Here is a 25,927-nt window from a genome sequence, read left to right on the forward strand (position 1 = left end):
GCCCGGGGCCCGCTCGACATGGCCGGTTGATCCATTGCCCGCTCCCGTGCCGTGCAGCAGGATGCGGGGATGCGTTTCTCGGTCAACCTTCCGAACTTCGGTGACTTCGCCGACCCCCGGACCGTGGCGAAGGTCGCCGTGGCCGCGGAACAGGCGGGGTGGGACGGGCTGTTCGTCTGGGACCACGTGCTGCATCGCCGGCACGAGGGCAGGCCCTTCGGGGACCCCTGGATGCTCCTGACTGCCGCCGCGCTGGCGACTTCCCGGATCAGGCTGGGCACGCTGGTCACCCCGGTCGCCCGGCGGCGCCCGCAGCAGCTTGCCCGGCAGGTGGCGACGCTGGACGCCGTGAGCGGGGGCCGGGTCACCTTCGCCGCGGGGCTGGGCGGGCCCATCGAGGACGAGTACGCGAGCTTTGGTGACACCACGGACCCGAAGGTGCTGGCCGAGCGGCTGGACGAGGGCCTGAACCTGCTGCGGCGTTACTGGTCGGGCGAGCCGGTGAACCACGACGGGCGGCACTACCGGGTACGGGACGTGACGTTGCTGCCCGGCACGGTGCAGCGGCCTCGGCCGCCGGTGTGGGTCGCCGGCTTCTGGCCGAACCGTCCGCCCATGCGCCGGGCCGCCCGCTGGGACGGAGCGGTCCCCCTGTTCCACGACGCCCGGCACGGCCATGTGCCGGCTGTCGACCAGGTCCGCGACCTGGTCGCCTACCTCCGCGAACAGCGCGCCGACCGGTCCGGCACTCCCTTCGAGATCGTCCTCGGCGGTGCCACGCCGGGCGGCGACCCGGCCCGGGCACGTGATCTCATCGGCCCGCTCGCCGACGCGGGAGCCACCTGGTGGGACGAGCGGCAGCTCCAGACCAGCGAGGCCATCGACCGACTCGCACCGGTGCTGCGCCGCGTCGAGCAGGGCCCGCCGGTCCTGTAGTCACCTGGCGTTGTCCCGCTCGGGTCAGGCCCTCACCCGGCCTCCCCCGGCGTCACCAGTCCCGCCTCGTACGCCACGATCACCGCCTGCGCCCGGTCGCGGACCTCCAGCTTGGTGAAGAGGCGGTTGATGTGGGTCTTGACCGTGTGGTCGGTGATGGTGAGGCGGTCGGCGATGTCCGCGTTGGAGTGGCCCTGGGCGATCAGGAGGAGGACCTCGACCTCGCGGGCGGTGAGGCGGTCCAGGAGGGGCTTGGGGGCGGTGACCGGGCGGCGGGGGGCGAACTCGGCGATGAGGCGGCGGGTGATGCCGGGGGCCAGCATGGCGTCCCCCGCGGCCACCACCCGGACGGCGTGCAGGAGTTCGGGGAAGGTGGCGTCCTTGAGGAGGAAGCCGCTGGCGCCGGCCGCGAGCGCGTCGAAGACGTACTGGTCGAGGTCGAAGGTGGTGAGCATCAGCGCCTTCGTGGCGCCCTCGGTCTCCTGGAGGATCGTGCGCGCGGCCTGGATGCCGTCCAGCCTGGGCATCCTGATGTCCAGCAGTGCCACGTCGGGCCGGTGGGCCAGCGCGAGGGCGACGGCCTGTTCGCCGTCCTCCGCCTCGCCGACGACGTCGATGTCGTCCTGGGTGGACAGCAGGTTCACGAAGCCGGTTCTCACGACTGCCTGGTCGTCGGCCACGATCGCGCGGATCGGTTCCCCCGCCGTCACTCGTACACACCCTCCGCGAAGCTCTTCGCGCCCGCCCGCACCGGGAGTCCGGCCTCGACGAGGAAGCCGCCCCCGGGGCCGGCCGGCCCGCAGGTCAGACGTCCGCCGAGTAGCGTCGCACGCTCCCGCATACCGCTCAACCCATGCCCGCCCGAGTCGAGTTGGCCCTTCAGAGGGCCCGGGCCTTCGTCGGCGATACGGACCCGCAGCTCGTCCTCCTCATAGGTGAGGAGTATGTCGACCGCGGCGCCCCTCGCGTGGCGGCGGGCGTTGGTCAGGGCCTCCTGGACGATGCGGTAGGCCGTGAGTTCGAGGGAGGGCGGGAGCACCGGGGGCCGGGTGCCCTCGGTGCGCAGGGTGACCTGGCCGCCGCCCGACCGGTGGGCCTCCAGCAGGTCCTCCAGGGAGTCGAGCGTGGGCTGCGGCAGCACCGGTGCCGGGTCCTCGGCCCCGGCGTCCGCGTGCAGCACGCTGAGGAGCTGGCGCAGTTCGGTCAGGGCCGAGCGGGCGGACGAGGCGATCTGCTGGAAGCCGTCGCGCGCGGGCGGCGACAGGCCGGGCGTGGTGTACGTGGCGCTCTCCGCCTGGACCGCGATCACCGACACCGAGTGCGCCACGATGTCGTGCAACTCCCGTGCTATGGCAGCTCGTTCCTGGGCGGCGGCATGCCTGCGCTCCATGGCGATCAGCTCCCGCTGGGCCGTCTCCCGCGCCTGCCGGGACTCCTCCCGGCTGCGGAAGGCGTCCGCGATGCCGACCGTCGCCACCACGCCCACGGCCAGGACGAACGACTCCGTGAAGTACGACAGCGAGCCGTCGGCGCCCAGGGCGGGCGACCGGCCGCCGAGGTCGTACACGCCCGTCGCCACATGGCCCGCGTTGACGAGGAGCGAGCCCGTGATCGCGGCGGCGCTGAGCAGCGCCGGATGCAGGACGCGATGGCGCGCGAGGGTGTAGAGGCCCATGACCCCGGCCACCGCCACCGCCATCAGCAGCTCGGGCCGGAAGAGGAAGTTCAGCAGCGCCGCCGGTACCACCAGGAGTCCGAGCCGGGGTTCGCGCTGCCGCCACAGCAGCGGGAGCACCACGAAGGGCAGGGTCGCCAGCACCGTCGTCGAGGTGATGCGCGCGTGCAGGACCTCGGCCGCGGCCAGGAGGATCAGCAGGACGCCGGTGACGTACGGGTAGCGGGGGGAGCGCGGCCAGGCGGTGGGGCGCAGGGACGGCTTCTGACGCATCCCCACATTGTCGGCCAGGGCCCTCCGGCTCGCGTCACCGTACGGGTTGACCCGGGCGCCGGACGAGTACCACGGGTTGACGCCCAGGATCGGAATCCGGTGTGACGCTTCTCGACCCCCTCTTGCGAAGACTTGCCGGCAGTGGACCGACACCGGCAGGCAGGGGACAGGGGGAGCGGGATGCGGGGCGCTTCGAGAGGGCTGTTCGAGTCGCTGGCGCCCTCGGCGGTAGCCGTGGGGACCGCCCCGCCGGTGCGTCCGGCGGCCGCCCTCCCCGTCTCCCTCCCGCGGCCCCGGCGCCGTACGGCCCGCCGCCCCTGGGAGACGCTCTGCTGGACCGGCTGCGCGGTGTTCGCGCTGCTGCTCTGTCTGCGTACGACCCTCACCCCGCACCAGGTGTGGGGCGCCTGCGCCGCCGCCGGATACGGACTCGCCGCGCTCGTCGCCCACTTCTCCGCCCGGCCCTGGGGCCGGGCGAGCGCGGCGGTGGCCGCCGTCGGGTCGGTGCTGGTGCCGCTGGTGTTCCTGGTCGCCGACGGGGCCCGGCAGATGGAGGTCACGGTCGTCGAGCGGTCCGGCGCGCTGCTGCTGGACTCCGGCACCCCGTACGTATCCGACCCGGCCGAACTGCCCGACTACAACCCGTACTTGCCCGGCATGGCCCTCTTCGGGCTGCCCCGTGCCGTCCTCGGTGACGTCCCGCTCGCGGACGCCAGGCTCTGGTTCGCGCTGGTGTCGCTCGGGGCGATGGGACTCGCGGCGCTGTTGTGCGGGGGGTCCCGGCCGTCCCGGCCCGGCTCCCTCCCATGGTGGGCGGGCTCCCGGTCGTTCCGGCGCGGCATCGCCCTGCTGTCCTCGGGCGACCAGCCGTCCCGGCGGGTCTCCGCCTTGCTGTCCGCGGGCGACCGATCGACCCGGTCCGGCTCCCTCCCGTGGTGGGCGGGCGCCCGGACGTTCCGGCGCGGCACCGCCCTGCTGTCGTCGGGCGACCAGCCGTCCCGGCGGGTTTCCGCCTTGCTGTCCTCGGGCGACCAGCCGTCCCGGCGGGTCTCCGCCTTGCTGTCCGCGGGCGACCGATCGACCCGGCGCGGCACTGTCCCGCTGTCCGCAGGTGAGCTGTCCGCGGGCGACCGACCGACTCGGCGCGGCACCGTCCCGCTGTCCGCGGGCGAACTGTCCGCGGCCGAGCCGTCCGCGGGCGACCGGTCGGCTCGGCGTGGCCCCTTGCGGTCTCTCCTCTGGCTCGCCGCGACCCCCGCCGTCGCCCTCCCCCTCGCCGTCGGCGGGGTCGATCTCCCGGTCATCGCCCTGATGTGTCTCGCGCTCGCCCTGGCGGGCCGGGGCGGGCCCGTCGCCGCCGGGCTCGCGCTGGGCGCCGCCGCAGCGCTGAAGTGGACCGCCTGGCCGCTGCTGCCCGTCGGGCTCGCGCTGCTCGCCGTGACCGCCGGCCGCCGGGCCGCCGTACGGGCCGGTGCCACGGCCGTCGGACTCGCCGTACTGGCCGTGCTGCCGGTCGCGCTCGCCGACCCGGGGGCGTTCGCCGAGCACGTGCTGCTCTTCCCGCTCGGCGAGGGGGCCACCGGGTCCCCGGCGACCAGCCCGTTGCCGGGCTACCTTCTGGCGACGTACGTGCCGGGGGGCTTCGCCCTCGCGGTGGCGGCGCTGGCGCTGAGCGCGCTCGCCCTGGCGGTGTCCCTCGTGACGCGCCCGCCGCGCAGCACCGTCGCCGCCGCCGACCGGCTCGCGCTGGGCCTCGGGATCGCCATGTGCCTGATCCCCGCCACCCGCTTCGGATACGTCGTCTACCCGCTGGTGCTGCTCGGCTGGTTCCGGCTCGTGCCGGCCGGCCGCAGTCCGGCCCGGCCAGGAGCTGCCATGCCCACGCGACTCGCCCCGTCCCGGGAGACCGGGCGTCCCCTGCGCTGGACGTACTCCGCGCTGTGCGCGCTCAGCCGCCGCTTCTCCTTCGTGGAGGACGAGGTCGACGGGCTGCGGCAGGTGGTGGAGGACGGGGACGTCTGCCTCGACATCGGGGCCGAGTACGGGGTGTACACGTACGCGCTGTCGTATGTGGCCGGGCCCAAGGGATGCGTGCACGGCTTCGAGCCGCTGCCCGGGCCGTACCGCGTGCTCGGCGCGGGGGTGCGGCTGCTGTGCAGCGGGCGGGCCCACGCGCACCGGATGGCCCTCGGCGACCGGCCCCGGGACGCGGCGGTGATGAGCCTGCCGTACCGCCGCGGACTGCCCGTCCACGGGCGGGCGTTCCTCACCGACGGAGCTCAAGGGCTCGGGCCCAACGCGGAGTTCGCGGGCGAACGCCGGCCCGTCGTGCGGGTCGGCACCGTGGACGAGGTCGTCGCGGCGGCCGGGCTGCCGCGCGTCGACTTCGTCAAGGCGGACGTCGAGGGCGCGGAGCCGCTGGTGCTGGCCGGGGCGGCCGGGACGCTGCTGCGGGACCGGCCCACACTGCTGCTGGAGATCGAGGAACGGCACCTGGCCAAGTACGGGGCGCGGGCCGGGCGGCTCGTCGGGGAGCTGCGGGACGCGGGCTACTCGATGTTCCTGTGGCGGGACGGCCGGTGGCGTCCCGTGGACCGGGTCACCGGGGCGCACCGCAACTACCTGTTCACCGTGAAGCCGCTGGAGGACTGACCGATCATGCCGCGCACGCTCGTCGTCACCAACGACTTCCCGCCCCGCCAGGGCGGCATAGAGACCTTCGTCCACGCCATGACGGTCCGCTTCCCGCCCGACCGGGTCGCCGTCTACGCCTCCAGCACGCCGGGGGACCGGGCCTACGACGCCCGGCTGCCGTTCCCCGTGGTGCGCGACCCCACCCACATGCTGCTGCCGACCCGGCGGGTGACCGCCAGGGCGGCGGAGCTGGCCCGCCGGTTCGACTGCGACAGCGTCTGGTTCGGGGCCGCCGCCCCGCTCGGGCTGATGGCCGGCGAACTGCGCCGCCGTACGGACGTCGAGCGGCTGGTCGCCACCACGCACGGGCACGAGGTGTGGTGGGCGCGCACGCCCGGCGCCCGCGCGCTGCTGCGCCGCGTCGGCGCCGGGGTGGACAGCGTCACGTACCTCGGTTCCTACACCCGGGCCCGGATCGCCGCCGCCGTCGGGCCGGAGGCCGCGGCGCGCATGCGGCGGCTGGCGCCGGGCGTCGACGCCGAGGTCTTCCAGGGCTCCGGGGCCGCGGCGGCCCGGGTGCGGGAACGGTACGGACTGGGCGACCGGCCGGTCGTGCTGTGCGCGGCGCGGCTCGTCCCGCGCAAGGGGCAGGACACGCTCATACGGGCGCTACGCCTGGTGCGCCGCAGCGTGCCCGACGCGATGCTGCTGCTGGTCGGGGACGGCCCGCACGCACGCGCCCTGCACCGGCTGGCCGCCGAGGAGGGACTGGCCGGGGCGGTGGTCTTCGCGGGGGGCCACCCGCACGAGGACATGCCCGGGTTCTACGCCGCCGCGCAGGTGTTCGCCATGCCGTGCCGGACCCGCCGGGCGGGCATGGAGGTGGAGGGTCTCGGGATCGTGTTCCTGGAGGCGGCGGCGGCCGGACTGCCGGTCGTCGTCGGCGACTCGGGCGGGGCGCCGGACACGGTCCGGGACGGGGAGACCGGCTTCCTGGCCGACGGCCGCGACGTGCGGGCACTCGCCGACCGGCTCACGCTGCTGCTGGGCGATCCGGAACTGGCCCGGGACATGGGCCGCAAGGGCCGGGAATGGGTGCGGGAGCAATGGGGGTGGGACGGCGCCCACGAGCACCTGACGTCCCTGCTGGGGGTGGCCTGAGGCCGGGACGTGGCCGACGGGCCGGGCACAGGGCCCGCCCCGCCGAAGCCGGTCGTCCTTACGCGCAGTTCGTCAGCCACTTGGCGACGATGGCCGCGCGGGAGCGGACGCCGTAGCGGTCGAAGAGACGTTGCATGTGGGATTCCACGGTCTTGGGCGACATCCGGAGGATGCGGGCGATCTCCTTTCCGGAGTAGCCCTCGGCTATGAGGGCGACGATCTCGGCCTGACGTCTGCTGAGCCGCATGGCGTCTTTGTGCCCAACGGCTCCACCGTGCTGCGTAGCTGGCGTGCTCAACGTGTTCTGCCTCTCCGATGTCGTGGGGGTGACAGGCGATGCGAACTTGCGGCCGCACAAGATCCTGACGTGTGTTCGGCCGTTGCGCGCCGGAGGCATCCCCGGGGGACCCGGGCAGCGGGGGACCGTTTTGTGGCGATCCCAGGGTCTTTTCGTCGGCGCGCGTACACGAAATGATCAAGAATTGTTCTGTTCGGAACGGGGGAGCGTGTGCAAAGTGGTGGGACCGTCCTTGTGGAGAGAGAACGAGAAGCGGAACGGATCGAGGACGCCCTCGCGGACGTGTCGGCGGGGCGCGGACGGGCACTGCTCGTCGAAGGCGACCCGGGCTCCGGCCGGTCCGCCGTCCTCGGCGTCGTACGGGAGAGCGCGCGCGGCGCCGGGCTGCTCGTCCTCACCGCGCGCGGCAGCACCGAGGAACGCCAAGTGCCCTACGGGGTCTGCCTCCAGCTCTTCGAGGCGCTGCTGGAGGAGGAGCCGCCCGGGGGCAGAACGGCCGAGCGGGTACGGGCCCTGCTCGAACCGGCCGGGAGACCGACGGAGGCCGAGGTGGACGCCCTGGTCCGGGAGCTCCACCGGCTCACGCTGCGGCTCGCCGCCCGGTCACCGCTCGCCCTGGTGGTCGACGACCTGCAGTGGGCCGACGAGCCGTCCCTGCGGTTCCTGACCCACCTGGCCAACCGTCTGGACGACCGGCCCGTGCTGCTGGCCGTCGCCATGACCGCACCGCACACCGACGGCCCGGCCGCACGGGCGGCGGACCTGCTCGCCCGGCTGGCGCCCACCGCCTCGCTGTGGCTGGCGCCGCTGACCCCGGCGGGGACCGAGACCGTGGTGCGCGGGCACTGGCCGGAGCCGCCGCGCGAGCGGTTCGCCACGGTGTGCCACGAACTGACGGGCGGCAACCCGCTGTTGCTGCGCGAGCTGTGCGCCGAGGCCGCCGGCGACGGCATCGAACCGGACCCGGCCCACCTCGGCCGGCTCCGTACGACGCTGCCGCGCGGGGTCGTACGGCGGACCCGGCTGCGGCTGGCGGGCCTGAGCCGGGAGGCGGCGCGACTGGCCGAGGCCCTGGCGGTGTTCGGCGACAGCGGAGCCACCGTCGACGAGGCGGCCCGGGCCGCCGACCTGCCGCCGGACGCGGCCCACACAGCCGCCGCGGAAGCCGTCGCCGCCGGGCTGCTGCGGGACGAGGAGCACCTCAGGCTCGCCCAGCCCCTGCTGCGGACCGCCGTGCTGGCCCTGACCCCACAGGCGGTGCGGGAGCGCGCCCACGGCGCCGCCGCCCGGGCCCTCGCGGCCCGCAACGCCCCCCTGCCCGCGGTCGGTGAGCATCTGCTGCACACCCCGCCCGCGGGCGACCCGTGGGCCGAGTCCGTCCTGCGCGGCGCCGCACGGCAGGCCGTGACGGAGGGCCGTGCGGACCGGTCGGTCCTGCTGCTGCGGCGCGCCCTGCGCGAACAGGCCCCCGCCACCCGGGAGTACGACCTGCTCGCCGAACTCGGGGCCGCGGCGCTGGCCGCCGGCAGCCCCGAGGCGCTCGCGTATCTGCGCCAGGCCCTGGAGAAGGCGCCCTCCCCCGCGACCCGGGTGGCCACCGGCCTGCACTACGCGCACGCCCTGGCCAGGGAGCACCGGCATCCGGCCGCGCTGTCCCTGCTCGGCGAGCTGGCGGCCGCGCTGCCCGGCGGGGACGAGCGGCTGCGCACCCGGCTCGACGCCGTCACCGCGCTGCTGTCCCTGGGGCAGGTGGAGACCCGGGCCGGTGCCCGTGCCCTCGTCCACTCGCGCTACCCCGCGCGCAGCGCGGCCGGGCCGGACGCCACCCTGCTGCGGGCGCTGCGCCTGGTCGTCGACCGGGACAACGGGGCCACCGCGAGCACTCTCGTGCGGCAGGTCGGCAGCATGCTGCGGATCACCCAGTTCCCCGTCGACGGGCTGACCGGGCTGCCCTCCGTCCACCTCGTCGTCTGTGTCCTGGCCGCCACCGGCCGGCTCTCCGAGGCGCGCGGGCTGCTCCTGGACACCCTGCCCCACAGCACCGACCTCCGCGCCGCCGAACACCAGCCGGACTCCGTGGCGCTGCACGCCATGCTGTCGTACGGCCTGGGGCGGCTGGACGAGGCGGAGCGCCAGGCCCGCGCGGTGCTGGCGTTACGGGCCCGGGGCTGGCCGCCCGGCATGGGCGTGGCGGTGGCGTCGTCCGTGCTGGGCCATGTCCTGCTGGACCGGGGCGAGACGGAGGCAGCGGAGCGGGTCCTGCGCGACGGTGTGCCGCCGGGGAAGCTGCCCGGCCATCTGCTCTTCAGCCCGACCCTGGAGGCCCGGGCCCGGCTCTGCGCCGAATCGGGGCGTCTCGACGAGGCGCTGGAGGTGTGGCGGCACGCCCGCCGGCTGACCTCGGACGGGCGGCTGGGCCTGCGGGTGACCGGCGGGTGGCACCACGTCGCCCTGGCGCTGATCGTGGCGGGCCGCGAGGACGAGGCGGCACCCGTGCTGCGGCTGGAGACGGAGACGGCCCAGGAGTTCGGCGCGGCGGTGCCGCTGGCGCTGGCCCACCGGGTGAACGGGGCCCTGCGCGGCGGCAGCCGGGGCGTGGAGGAACTCCAGCGGGCCGTGACGCTGCTGCAGTCTGCGGAGCAGCCGCTGGAACTGGCGGCGGCGCTCGTGCAGTTGGGCTCGGCCGAGCGCCGGTCGGGACAGCGCGCCGCGGCCCGGCGGTCCCTGTGCCGGGGGCGGGAGATCGCCCGGGAGCGCGGCGCGGCCGTCCTGGCGGACCTGGCCGACACGGAGCTGCGGGTCCTCGGCTCGCGGGGCGAGCGCGGCGGGAACGACCGGCTGACCCCCAGCGAGCGGCGGGTGGCGGAGCTGGCGAGCACCGGGCTGTCCAACCGGGAGATCGCGCGGGGCCTGTACGTCTCCGTCAAGACCGTCGAGTGGCACCTGAGCCATGTGTACCGCAAGCTCGGGGTCCGCTCCCGCCGTGAACTGGCCCCGGCCCTGGCCCGCTCGGCGGGGCGGCCCGACGGTGCGTCAGCCCACCAGCGGACGGCGGAAACCGCGCACGGCCAGCAGGATCCCGACCGCCGCGACGCCGGTGCTCGCCGCCAGCGCGCCCAGCAGCCCGGCCGCGTCCGGCGTCCCCAGGCACAGACCGCGCGCGGCGTCGACGGCGTAACTGAGCGGGTTGGCACGGGCGATCAGCTGGAGCCAGAAGGGCATGCCGTCCACCGGGGCGAATGCGCTTGAACCGAACATCAGGGGAAAGGTGGCCACACCGGCGATGCTCTGCATGGCGTCCAGGCTGCGCAGCCAGCAGCTCAGCGCGAGGAAGACCCACGTCAGTGCCCAGATCACGAACGCCGCCAGCGCCAGGGCGGCGGCCGTGCCCGGGACGCCCCCGGGCGGGCTGTAGCCGAACAGCGCCCAGGCGCAGACCACCATGATGACCATCTGGACGCAGCAGCGCGCCACATCGGCGCAGCAGCGGGCGAAGAGCACCGAGGACAGGGCGATGGGCAGCGAACGCAGCCGGGCCGTCATGCCGTTCTCCATGTCCCGGCTGAGGATCGCGCCCGATGCCGCGGCCGAGCCGATGCCGCTCGTCACCAGCAGCGCCGGCAGCAGGAACTCCATGTACGGCACTCCGCTCGGCAGCAGCCCGGGATCGACCATGCTGCCGAAGAGCTGACCGAGCACCACCAGCAGGAGCAGCGGCTGGACGAGTTTGATCACCAGCACCCGGCGGTCCGCGAACTGGGACCACAGGGCGCGCCGGGTCAGGACGAGAACCTGGGTGACCCGGCCGCTGCCCTGCCAGCTCTCCCGGGTGCCGCCCCGGACCGCCGGGCCGTCCGGGACGGTGACCGGCGTGGCCCTGCCGTCTGCCGGAGCCGTCATCGCTGCTCCTTCCCCGCCGCGGCCGGGGCGCGCTGCCCGCTCCGGGTGAGGGCGAGATACACGTCGTCGAGGGTCGGCGAGCTCAAGTCGAGACCGGTCACCACGACACCGGCCCGGTCCAGGGCCCGGACCACCGCCGGGACCTCGGCGGACGACTCCACGGGCACGCCGACGCCCGTGTCGTCCGTGCCCGGGCCCGGCCGCAGGCCCGAGCGGCGCAGCGCGTCCGTCGCGGCGGCCCGCTCCCCGGGCCCGGCGAAGGACAGCTGCACGGTGAGCGTGCCCACCCGGGCCTTGAGTTCACGGGCCGTGCCCGTCGCGGCGACCGTGCCGGAGTCGAGCAGCACGATGGTGTCGGCGAGCCGGTCGGCCTCCTCCAGGTACTGCGTCGTCAGCAGCACGGCCACCCCGTCCGCCGCCAGTCGCTCGACGATCTCCCACAGCCGCATGCGGCTCTCCGGGTCGAGTCCGGTGGTCGGCTCGTCAAGGAACAGCACATCGGGCCGCCCGACCAGGCCGATCGCCAGGTCCAGGCGGCGCCGCATACCGCCCGAGTACGTCCGGGCCGGACGCCGGGCCGCGTGCTCCAGACCGAACAGGGCGAGGAGTTCCTCGCTGCGCCGCGCCGCCTGCCGTGGGCTCGCCCCCAGCAGCCGGGCCACCAGCAGCAGGTTCGCGTACCCGGTCAGCCGGTCGTCGACGGCGGCGAACTGCCCGGTCAGCCCGATCCGGCGGCGCACCTGATGCCCCTGCCCGACCACGTCGTGCCCGGCCACCGTGGCGGAGCCCGAGGTGGGCGGCAGCACGGTGGTGAGGATGTCGACCAGGGTCGTCTTGCCCGCCCCGTTGTGGCCCAGCAGCCCCAGTACGGAGCCGGCGCCGACCGTGAGGCTGACGTCGTCCAGGGCCCGTACCCGGCCGAACGTCCGCCCGACCCGGCGGGCCTCGATCATGGGCGCCGTCATGCGGCGGAGTACGGCGTGACGTCCATGCCCGGGTACAGCTCCGCCAGTCCGGCCACGGTCTCCCGGTTCCAGTAGGGCGAGCCGGCCGGCGGGAAGCCCAGCAGTTCCCGCTGGCGCGGGGAGGCCTCGACGACGAACCGGGTCGCGGCCGGGCCGTTCGCCGAGGCGGGGGAGCCCACCCAGGTCTGCTTGTCCAGCCAGACCGAGTCGGCGGCGTGGAAGGTGAGATGGAGGGCGAAGCGGTGACCGGTCGCGTCCCGCAGCGCGGAGCAGCGGTGCACGGTCGTCCCCGCCAGCAGCAGCACCGAGCCGGCCCGCGCGGGCACCGGCTCCTCGAGCTCGTACAGCCACGGGTACTCGTCCCGGCTGTAGGCGGAGTATCCCGAGGACAGCAGGGGCACGCCGGCCGTGTGCTTCCTGGGCACCACACAGGTGGGCCCGAGGTCCTCGGTGACGTCCGAGAGGTAGACGAGCGCGACGACGCGCTGGAACACGCCGTCCCCGCGGGGCGGTACGAGGGTGTTGCGCCCCCAGGCCTCGTTGTGCAGCCGCTGGTCGTTGGCCGGCGCGATCCGGCTGCCGTACTTGGCCTGCAGGATCGAGTCGCCCAGCCGGACGTCCCGGGTGCCGGTGACCCGCTCCGCGAACGCGATCAGCTCCGGGTGCAGCGACAGATGGCTGAGCTCGACCGGCTCGTACGGGAATCCCGCCGACCTCCTCAGGGAGGCGTACCGCTCCGGTGCGCGCAGCCGCTCGGAACTCTCCGGGAAATAGCGCAGGGTCGCCGCACGCGCCTTTTCGAGGTCCTCGCCGTCGAGGAATCCGTCCACCAGGACATAGCCGTCGCGCTGGAATTTTTCCAGGTACTCGTCCGTGATACGCATATCCGCCTCCTGGCCGCTCTATATGGCTCACCGTAACCGCGGTGACGTGTATTCAGCTGTAGGTGATTTCCCCTGCGGGAAATGCAGCAGGGGAAAACAACTCGGTGATTCGTCGGAATGGTGCCGCCGTTCGCCGTGGGCCAGAGTTATGGCCATGGGACGAGCCCCCAGGGGTTCGGACCGGATGGGTTCACCCACATATCTAGGAGGTGCCAGATGGAGAAGATCGAGATCGCGGTCGACGACTTCGAGTTCGTCGGCGAGCTGGACGAGGTCACCATGGGCTGGAGCGGCCCGACCGACGACACGTTCGACGGCGACTGGACTCCGTGAGTGTCCTTGTCCTCCGGGGAGCGGAATTGATTCCCTCCCGGTGACACACCCGGGCGTGGCTTTCCTTCGGGAGGGCCACGCCCGGCGCCTTGCCCGGCATTTCGCCCCGTGCAGGAAAAGCAGTTCTTCGAGCAGGAAAGAGGAGAACGTGTCTCCCGCCCCATCAGCTCTCCGGCCGGCCGCCGGATCTCCCCGCGAGACCCCGCGCGAGCTGCGGCGCCGCCTGGTCCGTTCCGCCCTCGCCGACGTACGGGTGCCCGCGGAGGTCCCGGTGCGCGGCCGTGAGCTGCCCCGGGCGGTCGCGGACTACCTGCGCGTCGGCCGCGCCTTCCGCACCGGCGGGCTGGCCGCCGCCCTTCCGCTGCTGCCCCCGGTCGATCCGCGCCGGCCGCGGCGCGCCCTGCGGGACGAGGCGACCGCCTTCTGCGCCCGCGCGGCCGCCTGGCAGATCCAGGGCCTCGCCCGCACGGTCGCGGGCGCCCATCTGTGTCTGCACGAGTCGCTCGGCGTCTGCGCGGCCCTGCGCGGACTGGGCTTCGACGCCGAGGTCGTCATCGGCTACCCCGTCATCGAGCACTCGGACGGCAGCGAGGAACTGCACGCCTGGCCCGCCCTCGGCGACCTCCCCCTGGTCGGCCGCGGCGGGGAACGCCCCCTCGGCTACGTCGAGTTGCTCCGCTACCCACAGGAGGCCTGACATGCAGCTCACCGCTTTCGGCATGGCGGGCCGGGCCCACACCCCGGGCGGCGCGCTCCTGGACACGCCCACGGCCTACGACGCCACGGGCACGGCTTCCCCTCGGGCCGCGGGAGCCGGTTCCTGGCTGTCACGGGGCCCGGTCCACCCCCGGAAGGAGGCCTGACATGCAGCTCACCGCTTTCGGCATGGCGGGCCGGGCCCATACCCCGGGCGGCGCGCTCCTGGACACGCCCACGGCCTACGACGCCACGGGCACGGCTTCCCCTCGGGCCGCCGGAGCAGGCCCTTCGCTGTCTCAAGGCCCGGTCTACGAGAACGGTGCCGCGCTGGACGGTGCCCGGGTGGAGCGGGCCGGGCGGATTCAGTTCACCGGGTGGCTCGACCTGTCCGCTCTGCCCGAGTTCCTGCTCCTCGACAGCGGCCGTGAGCCAGGGGCCGCCCTCACCGGGCTGCAGCGCCTGCTCGATCTGCGCGGCGCCGAGGCGGTTCGCCGGCTGCGCGGCGACTTCGTGCTCGCCCATGTGGCCCCCGACGGAGGGCGGCTGACGCTGTACCGGGCGGTGAACGCCCTCACCCCGCTGTTCTGGACCCAGGACGGCGAGAGCCTGCTGTGGGCCGCCGACCCGGCACGGCTGCTGGGCGACCGACCGCCCCGGCTGTCCGACGTCGACACCGACGTCCTGCCCATGCTCATCGCCGAGCGCGGCATGCCCGACGACCGCTCCTGGTTCACCGGCGTCCGCAGACTGCCGCCCGGCAGCGCGCTGGTGCTGGAGTCCGGCCGGCGGCCCCGGGTCGAGACCTTCGACGAGTTCCGCCCGCACGAGAACCCGCCCCGCACCATCGACGAGGCCGCCGACGGGCTGCGCGAGCGCCTGGCCCGGGCCTGCGGCCGGATGCTCGCGCACGAGCCGGACGCGGTCCTGATGCTCAGCGGCGGCATCGACTCGGCCGCCGTCGCCCACGAGATCGGCTCCGGACCGGGCCGGGCCATGGGACTGCACTTCACCCTGGAGGGCTTCCCGGGGTTCGACTCCGACCGGGAGGCGGCGGAGTCGGTGGCCCGCGCCTGCGGGCTGTCCTGGATGCCGTACGACATGTCCAAGCACACCCGGGCCGGCGGCGACTACATCGACATCCCGGCCACCGGCGCGCTGCCGCAGACCCATGTGCCGCTGCGGGGCATCGCGGCCGCCGTGGACCTCGCCGAGGCGGCCGGCGCCCGGTTCGTGCTGTCCGGGCTGCTCGCGGACCAGATCCTCGCCCACGACCTGCAACGCGGCCTGTTCTCCGTGGCCGGCCCGGCGATCCTCGACCCCCGGGTGGCGGGCGAACCGGTCTGGCAGACGCTCGCGGCGGCGGCGAAGACGTCGTTCGCGGGCGGCGCCCCGGCGACAGCCGGGCAGGGCACCGGACGGCCGGGTGGCAAGGCACTGGCCACGGCCCGGTACCTCTACCGCCTGCTCAGCGGCGACCCCACCACCGCGCTGCCGGACCGCGATGCCATCGTGCACCCCGTCGGCTTCACGGAGGACGCCGGCGCCCGCGTCACCCTCGCCCTGCGCGAGGCCGCCGACCGGGCCCGCGACAGCCTCCACTCCACGATGGAGCGCGGCGGCTGGTCCCGCCGCCGGCTGCCGCAGGGCATCACCTCGCTGTTCATGCTCGGCCAGTCCCTGAGCACCGCCAACCTCCAGGCGGCCTGGATCAACTACGCCCTGCCCAAACACCGGCTGATCAGCACGCCCTTCGCGGACCGGGACGTCGTGGAGTACGCCCTCGCCCTGCCCGCCCGGCACCGCATCGGCTTCGGACACGGCCTCACCGTCGACAAGTTCGCGCTGCGGCTCGCCTACGCCGACCGTGCGGTGCCCGCCGGGATCGGCCACCGCATGCAGCAGGCCCGGATCGACTCGATCTCCGCGATGTTCGTCAACCAGAACGTCGAGGCGTGCCGTGCGCTGCTCACCCCCGACTCGCTGCTGTGCCGCACGGGCGTGCTGAGCCGGACCTTCGTCGACGGTCTGACGCCCGCCCGGGTGCACCGCAACGGGGAGGAGATCGCCCGACTCTGCGTCATCGAGCGCTGGCTGGAAGGACTGGACGATGCGTGAACCGGAAACCGCGGCGGGCGCCACCGTCAGGCTCGCAGAGCACATCGTGTTCCGGGAACTCCCCTTCTGCGGAGTGCTGCTGGACACCAGACGGTTCACCGTGCACCGGCTGTCCCGCCGCGCCAGTCACGTCCTGCGGACCGCGCTCGACCCCGGGACCCCCAACCCGTACGCCCCGCTGCTGCCCGACGGTGACGAGGAGACGGCGGAGCGGCTCCGCCGGCAGCTGCTCGACCGGCTGGAGTCGAGCGGCATGGTGCACCGGGTGGCTGCCGGGAAAGCCGCGGGGGAGCGCGCGTGACCTCCGGTCCGGCGACCCGCCCGGGGACGCTTCCCGAGCCGCTGACCCGCGCCCTGGCCTGGGTCGGCGACCGGCTGCCCGCGTTCCTGCCGCCGTCGGACCCGGCCGCGCCGCGCGACCGCCTCAAGCCGCTGAGCGAACTCGCCCTCGCCCACCACTGGCTGGCAGGACGGCTCGGCCCGGACGTCCGTGAGCTGGACGGCTGGCGAGCCTTCCTCGTCGAGGCCTGCGCCGGCGGACTCGCGGCCCGGGCGGCGACCGCCGAACCGGCCGACGCGCTCTACCTCATGCAGCCGTATCTCTGGCTCCGGGCCGCCGGCCACGTCGTGGAGGAGTGCGAGCACGTCCTGCGCGAGCGGGCCCGCGCCGGGGTGCGTCCCGGCTCACCGGGCGTCCTGCACGCCCTGGAGGCGGCCGGCCTGCTGCGCTCGGGCCAGGACTGGGCCGGGCTGTGCCGTACGGCGGTCCTGGGCCGGGCCCGGACGGAGAAGGACCTCACCCGGGACGCCTACCGCGTCACCCACGCGGTGTTCTACGCCACCGACATGGGCGGCACGGCACCCGCCCTGTCCGCCGCCGAACGGGACCGGATCGCCGCGCTGCTGCACCGGCTGCGCGGCCTCGCCGAGCGGGCCGGCCGCTGGGACCTGCTGATCGAGACGCACATCGCGCTGCGCGGTGTCGGCGCCGGGTCCCCGGCGGCCGAGGAGGAGTGGGCGGCCCGGCGCGAGACGCTGGCCGTCCACTGCCACGGCGGCACACCGCTGGACGAGGCCGCCGCGCGCCGGCTGGCCCGGGACCGGCCCGCGCCGGACGATCCCGCGCTCTTCCGGTCCTGCTATCACGCGACCCTGGCCGATCTGCTGCTCCAGTCCCTGTCGGTGCCGGGAACACGAGAGCCGACAGGGACGACAGAGGTGACAGAGACGACACGGCCGCCAGAGAGGCCAGAGACGCAAGGAGACCCCTCACCATGCCCGAAGCCTCCCTCCCAGCAGCCTCCGTCCCGGCAACGACCGCCCCTGACGCGGACGTCATCGTCGTAGGAGCCGGTCCGGTGGGCCTGATGCTGGCCTGTGAGCTGGCCGTCGCGGGGGTCGGCGTGCTCGTCCTGGAGCGGGCCGCGGACTTCGACCGGCGGCTGCGCGCCCCGGGCATCACCGCGCGCAGCATCCAGGCCCTGGACCGGCGCGGTGTCCTGGACCAGTTGATGAAGGCGACGGCGGAGGCCGAACCGGCCTACCGCACCGAACGTGACGAGGACGGCCGGGCGCCCGAGATGCTCCCGGTCCGCGCCGGGATCCTCGAAGAGGTGCTGTACGACCACTTGGCGGGGCTCGGCGGCAGGGTGCGGCGAGGTCTGGCCGTGACCGGCCTGAGCGATGCGTCGACCGGCCTCGTCACCGTCACCGCCACCGACGGCCAGGGCACCGAGCACACCTTCCGTGCCGCCCACCTCGTCGGCTGCGACGGCGGGCGCAGCGCCGTCCGCAAGGCCCTCGGCATCGGATTCCCCGGGGGCGGCCCGAGTGTGACGGGCTATCAGGCCGTGGTGACCGTCGAGCCCGAGGGCGCCCTGGAGCGGACCTGGCGCCGCACTCCCCGGGGCATCGCCGCCTACGCGCACGGCCCCAGCCGGATCGTCAGCGTCGAGTTCGACACCCCGCCGGTCGACCGCCACAGCGAGGTCACCCTGGACGACGTAGAGGCCAGTCTGCGCCGCACCAGCGGCGTCCAGGTCACCCTGCGCGACCCGGTCTCCCTCGCCCGGTTCACCGGCACCTGCCGGCTGGCCGACCGCTACCGCCGGGGCCGGGTCCTGCTCGCCGGCGATGCCGCCCACGTCCATCCGCCGTTCGGCGGGCAGGGCCTCAACCTCGGCCTCCAGGACGCCGTCAACCTCGGCTGGAAACTCGCCGCCACCGTACGCGGCGACGCCCCCGAGGGTCTGCTCGACAGCTACGAGAGCGAGCGCAGGCCGGTCGCCGCCCGGGTGCTGCGCAACTCGGAGGCGGCCACCAGGCTGCTGCATCCGGGCCCGGACAACACGGCCCCCTACGAGCTGTTCTTCAAGGAGCTGATGACCGACCCCGCGGTCAAGCAGCGCCTGCACGACGTCTACGCCATGAAGGACGTGGTCCATCAAATGGGCGCCGGGGCATCCGAGCCGGCCGGCCTCCTCGGCCGCGCCTGTCCCGATCTCCTCCTGGAACGCCCGCGGCGGGACGGCGGCGGCACGGTCCGCCTGGCCACGCTCCAGCAGGAGGGCCGGGCGGTCCTGGTCCACACCGCCGGCCAGACCGAACTCGCGTCACAGGCCGGGGCATGGCGCGACCGCGTCGCCGTGCTGACCGCCGAGCGGGTCTCACCGGACGTGCCCACTCCGCTGCTCGTACGCCCCGACGGCTATGTCGCCTGGACCCCCGAGGCAGCTCCGGAGACCACCCTCGTCAGCGCGCTCCACCGCTGGTTCGGGGAGCCGCGGGCCGACGCCTGAGCGGCCTGACGCGCGATGTCATCGCTGCTCGACGGCGTCGACCATCCGCAACGCGCGCCTGACGGTCTCCGCCAGGGACGGCCCGGCCGCCGGGTCGGACCGCAGCGCCCAGTCCTCCACCGCGATGCGCATCGCGGTGTTCAGCACGCCCGCCTCCACCCGGACCGCCAGATCGCCGACGGGCCGGCCCGTGCGCTCGGCGATCATCGCGGCGAACGTCGCCTCCGCGTCGTAGTGCGCCTCCAGCCACACCGCCCGCAGCCCCGGATCGTCACGGCACAGCAGCAGCAGGTCGCCCAGGGTCCGCAGACGGGGTGTGGCGTCGTCGTCGTACCGGACGCTCAGGATCGCCTCGGCGAGTGAGCCGTGCTCGCCCCGGTCTTCCCGCAGATGCTCCGTCAGCAGCTCGAGACCCGTGGTGAGCAGGGGGCGTACGCACTCCTCCTTGGAGCGGAAGTACCGCCACAGCGTGCGCGTCGACACCCCCGACGCGGAGGCGATGTCCTCCGCGGTCACCGCCGCCACGCCCTTGGCGGCGAAGAGCCGGACCGCTTCCTCGGCGATCTCCATACGCGTCTCGGCGCGCCGCCGCTCCGTCAGCGGTGGCCGCCCCGTGGCCCCACCTGCTCGTCCGGCCATGCGCCCTCCTCGACTTGCCGTGCTCACTCTATTTTACGTCGCTTCACGTCTGACTGGCGTGAAACGACCTGTTGGCACTTCGCGTCTTTATGTCGCACTGAGACAAAAACCAGTACCGTGCCTGACGCCACACCACATCGCGCCGCGCGACGCGACGAGCAGAGGAGCGCCATGGGAGCCACGGGTCTGTCGGGCAAGAGCGTCATCGTCACCGGAGCCGCCTCCGGCATCGGCCGCGCCACCGCCCTGCGGTTCGCCGAGGAGGGAGCGAAGGTCGTGGTCGCCGACCTGAACGAGGAGGGCGCCAAGGGCGTCGTCGAAGCCATCGAGTCCGCGGGCGGGACGGCCGTCGCCGTTACGGGCGACCTGAGCGACGGCGCGGTGGCCGACGCGGTCGTGGCCGCCGCGGTCGGCACCTTCGGCGGCATCGACGTCCTGGTCAACAACGCGGGCGTCATGGACAGCATGTCCGCCACGGCGGACGTCACCGACGCCGAGTGGGAGCGGATGCTGCGGATCAATCTCACCGCGCCGTTCCTGCTGAGCCGGGCCGCCCTGCCGCACATGATCGCCGCGGGCGGCGGCGCCATCGTCAACACCGCGTCCGAGGCGTCGCTGTGCGGCAGCGCGGCGGGCACGGCGTACACCGTCTCCAAGCACGGGGTCCTCGGCCTCACCCGGTCCCTCGCGGTGATGTACCGGGACCAGGGCATCCGCACCAACGCCATAGCCCCGGGCGGCACGGCCACCGACATCACGGCCGATGTCCACATCGACCGGGAGGCCCACGGACCGTCCGTCATCGGCAGGCACTTCGTCAACATGGGCCGCATCTGCGCACCGGAGGAGCAGGCCGCCGCCATCGTCTATCTCGCCTCCGACGCGGCGAGCGGCGTCAACGGCGTCATCCTGCCGGTGGACAACGCCTGGGCCGCCGTCTGACCCCACCCGACCCCTCACCTACGGCACACCGCGAGAGGAAGAGGACACGCATGTCCACCCCCCACACCCCCGTGTCAGCCCTGGGATTCGACCCGGACGCCCTGCGCGAGCGGTACCGGGCCGAGCGCGACCGGCGGATCCGTCCGGACGGCAACCGCCAGTACCGCCGTACCGCGGGCGAGTTCGGCCACTTCGACGAGGACCCGCACGCCGAGCCCGGCTTCACCCGGGAGCCCCTGCACGACCACGTCGAGGTGGCGGTCGTCGGCGGCGGGTTCGGCGGCCTGCTCGCCGCCGCCCGGCTGCGCCAGGCGGGCCTGCGGGACATCCGGATCATCGAGAAGGGCGCCGACTTCGGCGGCACCTGGTACTGGAACCGGTACCCGGGGATCCACTGCGACATCGAGTCGTACGTCTACCTGCCCCTGCTGGAGGAGCTCGGCTACGTCCCGAAGTGGAAGTACGCGCCGGGCGAGGAGATCAGGGAGCACGCCGAGGCGATCGCACGGCACTTCGACCTCTACCGCGACGCCTGCCTCCGGACGCAGGTGAGCGAACTGCGCTGGGACGAGGCCGAGTCCGTGTGGGTCATCGGCACCGACCGCGGCGACCGGATGACCGCCCGGCACATCGTCGTGGCGACGGGCCTGCTCAGCCAGCCCAAGCTGCCCGGGATCGAAGGCATCGAGACCTTCAAGGGGCACATGTTCCACACCAGCCGCTGGGACTACGACTACACCGGCGGCGACGCGAACGGCGGACTGACGGGGCTCGCCGACAAGCGCGTGGCCCTCATCGGCACGGGCGCCACGGCCATCCAGGTCGTCCCGCATCTGGGCCGGGACGCCCGGCACCTGTACGTGTTCCAGCGCACCCCGTCCTCCGTGGACGTGCGCGGACAGCGCCCCACGGACCCCGAGTGGGCCGGCTCGCTGAAGCCCGGCTGGGCCCGGGAGCGCAGGGACAACTTCCTCGCGGTCGTCACGGGCGGCCGCACCGAGGAGGACCTGGTCGCCGACGGCTGGACCAGCAGCGCCCGCCTCCAGCAGAAGCTCATCCCGACCAACAGCTACGACGCCCTCACGCCCGAGGAGCGCGAACGCCTGGAGGAGATCGCCGACTTCCAGAAGATGAACGAGCTGCGGGCCCGGGTGGAGAGAATCGTCGAGGACCCGGCGACGGCCGAGAAGCTCAAGCCCTGGTACCGCTACATGTGCAAACGGCCCACCTTCAGCGACCTGTACCTGGAGACCTTCAACCGGCCGAACGTCACCCTCGTGGACACGGCCGACCACGGGGGCGTCGAGCGCGTCACCGAGCACGCCGTCGTGGTGGGCGGGGTGGAGTACGAGGTCGACTGCGTCGTCTTCGGCACCGGCTTCGAGGTCGGCGTCTCCGGGCTGCTGTCCGGGCAGCTCCCCGCGTACGGCCGGGACGGCACCGCCCTGCTGGAGTCCTGGCGCAAGACCGGCCCGAGGACCCTGCACGGCTTCTACAGCCGGGGTTTCCCCAACCTGTTCATGCTCGGCTCCGTACAGAGCGCCAGCTCCGTGAACTACGTGCACGTCCTGGACGAACAGGCCACCCATGTCGCCGAGGTGATCGCCGAAGCGGTCAGGCGCCAGGCCCCGTGCGTGGAGCCGACGGCCGAGGCCGAGGCCGCCTGGCGAGACACGATCCGTCAGAAGTCGGCGGACCTGTACACGTTCCAGTCCGAGTGCACCCCCGGCTACTACAACGGCGAGGGCATGCCCAGGCCCCGCAGCGAGTCCTACGGCGACGGCCCGGTCGCGTTCTACGAGCTGATCAGACGCTGGCGCGCGGAGGGCGGCATGTCCGAGGTGCTGGGATCGTGACGGGCGGTTCGAGCCGGTACGACGCGGGTGAGGTGCGCGGCTCCCACCGGCAGGCCGAACGCCTCAACCCGCCCAATCCGCTGTGGGGTTCCAACGGCGTGGCGTTCGGCCCGGACGGGCGGCTGTACGTCGCCCAGTTCCTCGCCGGGAAGATCAGCGCCGTGGACCCGGCCACCGGGGACGTCGAGGTCGTCGTCCCGATGGACGGCCCCGTCGAGTCGCCCGACGACCTGGCCTTCGGGGCGGACGGCTCGATGTACATCGCCGACCTGGTCCCCGGCCGGGTGTGGCGCCGCAGCCCCGAGGGCGAGTACACCCTGGTCTCCGCCGAGGTGCGGGTGCCCAACGGCATCACCTGCGTCGGCGACCGGCTCTTCGTCAACGAGATGAAGATGAACGGCCGGCTGCTGGAGCTCTTCCCCGAGGGCGGCGACCCGGTCGTCCTCACCGACGGACTGGCCTTCGGCAACGCGATGCAACTGGGCCCGGACGGCTGCCTCTACTACCCGCACATGATCAGCAGGCAGGTCTGGCGCATCCCCCCGGACGGCGGGGTGCCCGAGGTGGTCGCCGAGGACGTCCACGACCCGGTCGCGGTCCGCTTCGACCTGGGCGGTGTCCTCCACGTCCTGTCGCGCGGCCCCGAGGGCATCGTCACCCGCGTCGACCTGCACGGCTCGGGCTCGCGCTCACTGGTCACCAGCGGGGTCACGGGCCTGGACAACGCCGCGTTCGACGCGGAGAACCGCATGTTCGTCTCCAGCTTCGCCAGCGGCGGCATCACGGAACTGCGTCCCGACGGCCGCACCCGCCCCGTGGTGCCCCGCGGCCTGGACGGCCCCTACGGCGTGACGATCGACCTCGGCGGCACGGTGTACGCGGCCGACCACTACCGGGTGGCCCGGCCGGAACAACCCGACGAGGGCGGCTCGGGCGACGTGACCACGGAGATCCTCCAGCCCTTCTTCCACGGCATCACGGCCGACGGCGATCTCCTGCACACCACCTCGCAGTTCGGCACCGTCCAGACCTACGACCCCGCGGCCGGGACGACCCGGCTCCGGGCGAACGGCCTGAACCAGCCCCTGGGCATCGCGACCCGGGCCGACGGCGCCCTGGTCGTCGCCGAGACGGGCGCGGGCCGCGTGGTCGCCATCGACGGGACCGACACGGTGACCGTCCTCGCCGAGGGCCTCGACCACCCCGTGGACGTGGCCCTCGACGCCGGGCAGCGCTGTTACGTCAGCGACGACCGGCGCGGAGCGATCCTGCGCATCGACGACGGCGAGGCGGTACCGGTCGCCGAGGGCCTCGGCGCCCCACAGGGCCTCGCCGTCCACGGCGACGAACTCTTCACCGTGGACACCGAGCACCGCCGGCTGTGGTCGGTCTCCCTGACGACAGGTGCCGCCCGTGTCGAGGCCGAATCGCTGGCGGTCGGCATCCCACCGGGCACCGACCCCCGCCCTGCCCCTGCCCTGTTCACCCACCAGGTCCCCGGCCTGGCCCACCGGTTCGCGGGCCTCACCGCGGCCCCGGACGGCTCCCTGCTGCTGTCCGCGAACGGGGAGGGAACGGTGGTGCGGCTGACTCCGGCGCGGAGCGACCCGTAGCGACACGTGGCGAAATGAACAGGGCGGCACGGAGCGCGGATCGCGCTCCGTGCGGCGGTTCAGCGGCGGCGGCCCCGGGAGGGCCTGCCGCGCCGGGCGCGCGGGGCGGTACCCGTGCGGGCGGGGCGGTTCTCGGCGGGCGGCGGGGTGAGGACGACGGGCACGCCCGAGGGCGCCTGGGCGCCGGTGATGCGGTTCAGTTCGGCCTCGCCCGAGCGGACCCGGGTGATCCGCGGCGTGATGCCGGCGTCCGCCATCAGACGGGCCGTCTCGCGCCGCTGGTGCGGCAGGACCAGCGTGACGACGGTGCCCGACTCGCCGGCCCGGGCGGTACGGCCGCCCCGGTGCAGATAGTCCTTGTGGTCGCCGGGCGGGTCCACGTTGACGACGAGGTCGAGGTTGTCGACGTGGATGCCGCGGGCGGCGACGTTGGTGGCCACCAGGACCGTGACCTCGCCGTCCTTGAACCGGGCCAGCGTCCGGGTGCGCTGGGACTGGGACTTCCCGCCGTGCAGGGCCGAGGCGCGCACCCCGACGGCCAGCAGCTTCTTGGCCAGCCGGTCGGCGGCGTGCTTGGTGTCCAGGAACATGATCACGCGTCCGTCGCGGGCGGCGATCTCCGTCGTGGTGGCGTGCTTGTCGTCGTCCTCCACGTGCAGCAGGTGATGCTCCATCGTGGTGACCGTGTTCGCCGACGGATCGACCGAGTGGACCACGGGATCGTGGAGGTAGCCGCGGACCAGACGGTCGACGTTGCGGTCCAGCGTGGCCGAGAACAGCAGCCGCTGGCCATCGGGGCGCACCTGGTCGAGCAGGGCCGTCACCTGCGGCATGAAGCCCATGTCGGTCATCTGGTCGGCCTCGTCCAGGACGGTGACCGAGACCCGGTCCAGCCGGCAGTCGCCACGGTCTATGAGGTCCTTGAGCCGGCCGGGCGTTGCGACGACGACCTCGGCTCCGGCGCGCAGCGCGCTCGCCTGACGGCCGATCGACATCCCGCCGACCACCGTGGCGAGCCGCAGGCGCAGCGCGCGGGCGTAGGGGGTGAGCGCGTCGGTGACCTGCTGGGCCAGTTCCCTGGTGGGCACGAGGACGAGGGCCACCGGCTGCTTGGGCTCGGCCCGCTGCCCGTCGATACGGGCCAGCACGGCCAGGCCGAAGGCGAGGGTCTTGCCCGACCCCGTGCGTCCGCGGCCCAGGACGTCCCGCCCGGCCAGCGAGTTCGGCAGCGTCGCCGCCTGGATCGGGAAGGGCTCCACCACGCCCTCGCCCTGCAGCGCGGTCAGCAGCCGCTCGGGCAGGTCGAGGTCGGCGAACGCCTCGACGGCGGGCAGGGCCGGAGTGAGGGTGGCGGGCGGCGCGAACTCGCCGCCGGGCGCGGTACGGCGCCGGGGGCCGCCGCGTCCCGCGCCGGCCGCACGGGAGGAGTTGTTCCGGCCCCCCGTCCTGCGGGAGTGGGGCGAGCCGTTGTTCTTGCGAGCGGTGCGATCCAAGGGGATCCTTCCTCGATGCGGCACGTATCGGGGAATTCCCGGAGGTCAGACGGCCTCTGGGGGGCCGCACCAGGATTCGCAAGAATGAGCCGGGTAGGGAATGAAACGTGCGGAGGCCCGCACCACATGGGTGCGGGCCCCGATCACGTCGAACGCGTCAGCGTCAGGCGGGAACGATGTTCTCGGCCTGCGGGCCCTTCTGGCCCTGCGTGACGTCGAAGGTGACCTTCTGGCCTTCCTGAAGCTCGCGGAAGCCGGAGGTGGCGATGTTCGAGTAGTGGGCGAAGACGTCCGGGCCGCCACCCTCCTGCTCGATGAAGCCGAAGCCCTTTTCCGCGTTGAACCACTTCACGGTGCCAGTTGCCATAGTGAATCTCCCTTGAGGGGCAAATACCCGAGATCCGCACTTTACGGACTCGGAGTCGCCGCAATGATCACCCTCGGAGAGATCCGAAAATCCTCGGAAACTAAAAAGAGTGCTCGTCGACGAAGGTCGATAGAGCACTCGAAGTCTCTGGGAACCAAAACTGCAACACCAGCCAAGGTAGCACAGGTCGTCGGGGAGGGCCGGGGAATGTCGTACCCGAGGCGGACACAGGGGGCCGTCGTACTGCGTTCTCAGTACCCCGGATTGTCGGCAGCCGCACGACGACGCGGGGGCCTTGTCACGGACACGCTGGGCGGACGATCGACACCGGATGTGGAGACCTGCT

General features: G+C 73.8%; 21 protein-coding genes and 2 pseudogenes. 14 read left to right on the top strand and 9 right to left on the bottom strand.

What is annotated here, in order from left to right:
* Nucleotides 1-69: 69 nt before the first annotated feature.
* Entirely contained in the window at nt 70-936 is an 867-nt protein-coding gene (locus OHU35_RS22145) for an LLM class flavin-dependent oxidoreductase (RefSeq protein WP_405506540.1), read from the top strand.
* 32 nt (nt 937-968) lie between these two features.
* Here OHU35_RS22145 and OHU35_RS22150 read toward each other — a convergent pair whose 3' ends face one another.
* Nucleotides 969-1,646: a response regulator gene (locus tag OHU35_RS22150; RefSeq protein ID WP_405506542.1), complete on the bottom strand. Its 678-nt coding sequence runs from the start codon at nt 1,644-1,646 to the stop codon at nt 969-971.
* Nucleotides 1,643-2,884: a sensor histidine kinase gene (locus OHU35_RS22155; RefSeq protein ID WP_405506544.1), complete on the bottom strand. Its 1,242-nt coding sequence runs from the start codon at nt 2,882-2,884 to the stop codon at nt 1,643-1,645. The genes OHU35_RS22150 and OHU35_RS22155 overlap by 4 nt, the downstream gene beginning before the upstream one ends.
* A gap of 1,224 nt (nt 2,885-4,108) precedes the next feature.
* Between OHU35_RS22155 and OHU35_RS22160 the strand changes: the two are divergent.
* The 3 genes and pseudogenes from OHU35_RS22160 to OHU35_RS22170 all read left to right on the top strand — a co-directional run.
* Nucleotides 4,109-4,750: pseudogene (locus OHU35_RS22160) on the top strand (glycosyltransferase 87 family protein); the annotation flags it as partial.
* A gap of 9 nt (nt 4,751-4,759) precedes the next feature.
* Nucleotides 4,760-5,536 carry an FkbM family methyltransferase gene (locus tag OHU35_RS22165; protein ID WP_405509299.1) on the top strand — a complete coding sequence of 259 codons (777 nt, stop codon included), beginning with the start codon at nt 4,760-4,762 and terminating at the stop codon, nt 5,534-5,536.
* Nucleotides 5,537-5,542: 6 nt separating this feature from the next.
* A complete protein-coding gene (locus OHU35_RS22170; RefSeq protein WP_405506546.1) occupies nt 5,543-6,679 on the top strand; it encodes a glycosyltransferase family 4 protein in 1,137 nt (378 codons plus the stop codon).
* A 58-nt stretch (nt 6,680-6,737) separates the two neighbouring features.
* Here OHU35_RS22170 and OHU35_RS22175 read toward each other — a convergent pair whose 3' ends face one another.
* Nucleotides 6,738-6,926 (bottom strand): response regulator transcription factor, encoded by a 189-nt coding sequence (locus OHU35_RS22175; protein ID WP_020271300.1) that lies wholly within the window; start codon nt 6,924-6,926, stop codon nt 6,738-6,740.
* A gap of 285 nt (nt 6,927-7,211) precedes the next feature.
* Here OHU35_RS22175 and OHU35_RS22180 point away from each other — a divergent pair.
* Nucleotides 7,212-9,959: pseudogene (locus OHU35_RS22180) on the top strand (AAA family ATPase); the annotation flags it as partial.
* A 51-nt stretch (nt 9,960-10,010) separates the two neighbouring features.
* Here OHU35_RS22180 and OHU35_RS22185 read toward each other — a convergent pair.
* Genes OHU35_RS22185 through OHU35_RS22195 form a run of 3 tightly spaced genes read right to left on the bottom strand, consistent with a single transcriptional unit; the run spans nt 10,011 to nt 12,726 of the window.
* Entirely contained in the window at nt 10,011-10,877 is an 867-nt protein-coding gene (locus OHU35_RS22185) for an ABC transporter permease (RefSeq protein WP_229873062.1), read from the bottom strand.
* Nucleotides 10,874-11,842, bottom strand: coding sequence for an ATP-binding cassette domain-containing protein (locus OHU35_RS22190; RefSeq protein WP_189725562.1), 969 nt, complete (start codon nt 11,840-11,842; stop codon nt 10,874-10,876). Before OHU35_RS22190 ends, OHU35_RS22185 begins: the two co-directional genes overlap by 4 nt.
* Entirely contained in the window at nt 11,839-12,726 is an 888-nt protein-coding gene (locus OHU35_RS22195) for a phytanoyl-CoA dioxygenase family protein (protein ID WP_189725563.1), read from the bottom strand. Before OHU35_RS22195 ends, OHU35_RS22190 begins: the two co-directional genes overlap by 4 nt.
* A gap of 481 nt (nt 12,727-13,207) precedes the next feature.
* Here OHU35_RS22195 and OHU35_RS22200 point away from each other — a divergent pair, with 481 nt between their 5' ends.
* Genes OHU35_RS22200 through OHU35_RS22225 form a run of 6 tightly spaced genes read left to right on the top strand, consistent with a single transcriptional unit; the run spans nt 13,208 to nt 18,671 of the window.
* Entirely contained in the window at nt 13,208-13,756 is a 549-nt protein-coding gene (locus OHU35_RS22200; protein ID WP_405506549.1) for a lasso peptide biosynthesis protein, read from the top strand.
* Nucleotide 13,757: 1 nt separating this feature from the next.
* Nucleotides 13,758-13,922, top strand: coding sequence for a hypothetical protein (locus tag OHU35_RS22205; protein WP_405506550.1), 165 nt, complete (start codon nt 13,758-13,760; stop codon nt 13,920-13,922).
* Nucleotide 13,923: 1 nt separating this feature from the next.
* Nucleotides 13,924-15,873 carry an asparagine synthase-related protein gene (locus tag OHU35_RS22210; protein ID WP_405506552.1) on the top strand — a complete coding sequence of 650 codons (1,950 nt, stop codon included), beginning with the start codon at nt 13,924-13,926 and terminating at the stop codon, nt 15,871-15,873.
* Nucleotides 15,866-16,174 (top strand): actinodefensin-associated protein B, encoded by a 309-nt coding sequence (gene adfB, locus OHU35_RS22215; protein WP_189725567.1) that lies wholly within the window; start codon nt 15,866-15,868, stop codon nt 16,172-16,174. The genes OHU35_RS22210 and adfB overlap by 8 nt, the downstream gene beginning before the upstream one ends.
* On the top strand, nt 16,171-17,220 hold the full coding sequence (locus tag OHU35_RS22220) for a DUF6895 family protein (RefSeq protein WP_405506554.1): 1,050 nt from the start codon (nt 16,171-16,173) through the stop codon (nt 17,218-17,220). The genes adfB and OHU35_RS22220 overlap by 4 nt, the downstream gene beginning before the upstream one ends.
* Nucleotides 17,148-18,671, top strand: coding sequence for an FAD-dependent monooxygenase (locus tag OHU35_RS22225; protein ID WP_405506556.1), 1,524 nt, complete (start codon nt 17,148-17,150; stop codon nt 18,669-18,671). The genes OHU35_RS22220 and OHU35_RS22225 overlap by 73 nt, the downstream gene beginning before the upstream one ends.
* Before the next feature lie 18 nt (nt 18,672-18,689).
* Here OHU35_RS22225 and OHU35_RS22230 read toward each other — a convergent pair whose 3' ends face one another.
* Nucleotides 18,690-19,310 (bottom strand): TetR/AcrR family transcriptional regulator, encoded by a 621-nt coding sequence (locus OHU35_RS22230; protein ID WP_189725570.1) that lies wholly within the window; start codon nt 19,308-19,310, stop codon nt 18,690-18,692.
* 171 nt (nt 19,311-19,481) lie between these two features.
* Between OHU35_RS22230 and OHU35_RS22235 the strand changes: the two genes are divergently transcribed.
* The 3 genes from OHU35_RS22235 to OHU35_RS22245 are packed head-to-tail and all read left to right on the top strand — an operon-like array spanning nt 19,482 to nt 23,721.
* Nucleotides 19,482-20,252, top strand: a complete 771-nt coding sequence (locus tag OHU35_RS22235; RefSeq protein ID WP_405506558.1) for an SDR family NAD(P)-dependent oxidoreductase — start codon at nt 19,482-19,484, stop codon at nt 20,250-20,252.
* A gap of 50 nt (nt 20,253-20,302) precedes the next feature.
* Nucleotides 20,303-22,108, top strand: a complete 1,806-nt coding sequence (locus tag OHU35_RS22240) for a flavin-containing monooxygenase (RefSeq protein WP_405506560.1) — start codon at nt 20,303-20,305, stop codon at nt 22,106-22,108.
* Nucleotides 22,105-23,721, top strand: a complete 1,617-nt coding sequence (locus tag OHU35_RS22245) for a hypothetical protein (RefSeq protein ID WP_405506562.1) — start codon at nt 22,105-22,107, stop codon at nt 23,719-23,721. The genes OHU35_RS22240 and OHU35_RS22245 overlap by 4 nt, the downstream gene beginning before the upstream one ends.
* A 59-nt stretch (nt 23,722-23,780) precedes the next feature.
* Here OHU35_RS22245 and OHU35_RS22250 read toward each other — a convergent pair whose 3' ends face one another.
* Entirely contained in the window at nt 23,781-25,214 is a 1,434-nt protein-coding gene (locus OHU35_RS22250; RefSeq protein ID WP_189725574.1) for a DEAD/DEAH box helicase, read from the bottom strand.
* Between the two features lie 163 nt (nt 25,215-25,377).
* Nucleotides 25,378-25,581, bottom strand: coding sequence for a cold-shock protein (locus OHU35_RS22255; RefSeq protein ID WP_030846597.1), 204 nt, complete (start codon nt 25,579-25,581; stop codon nt 25,378-25,380).
* Nucleotides 25,582-25,927: the final 346 nt, after the last annotated feature.

Origin of the sequence: Streptomyces purpurascens (genome assembly GCF_045040895.1) — a bacterium.
Taxonomy (GTDB): Bacteria; Actinomycetota; Actinomycetes; order Streptomycetales; family Streptomycetaceae; genus Streptomyces; species Streptomyces purpurascens.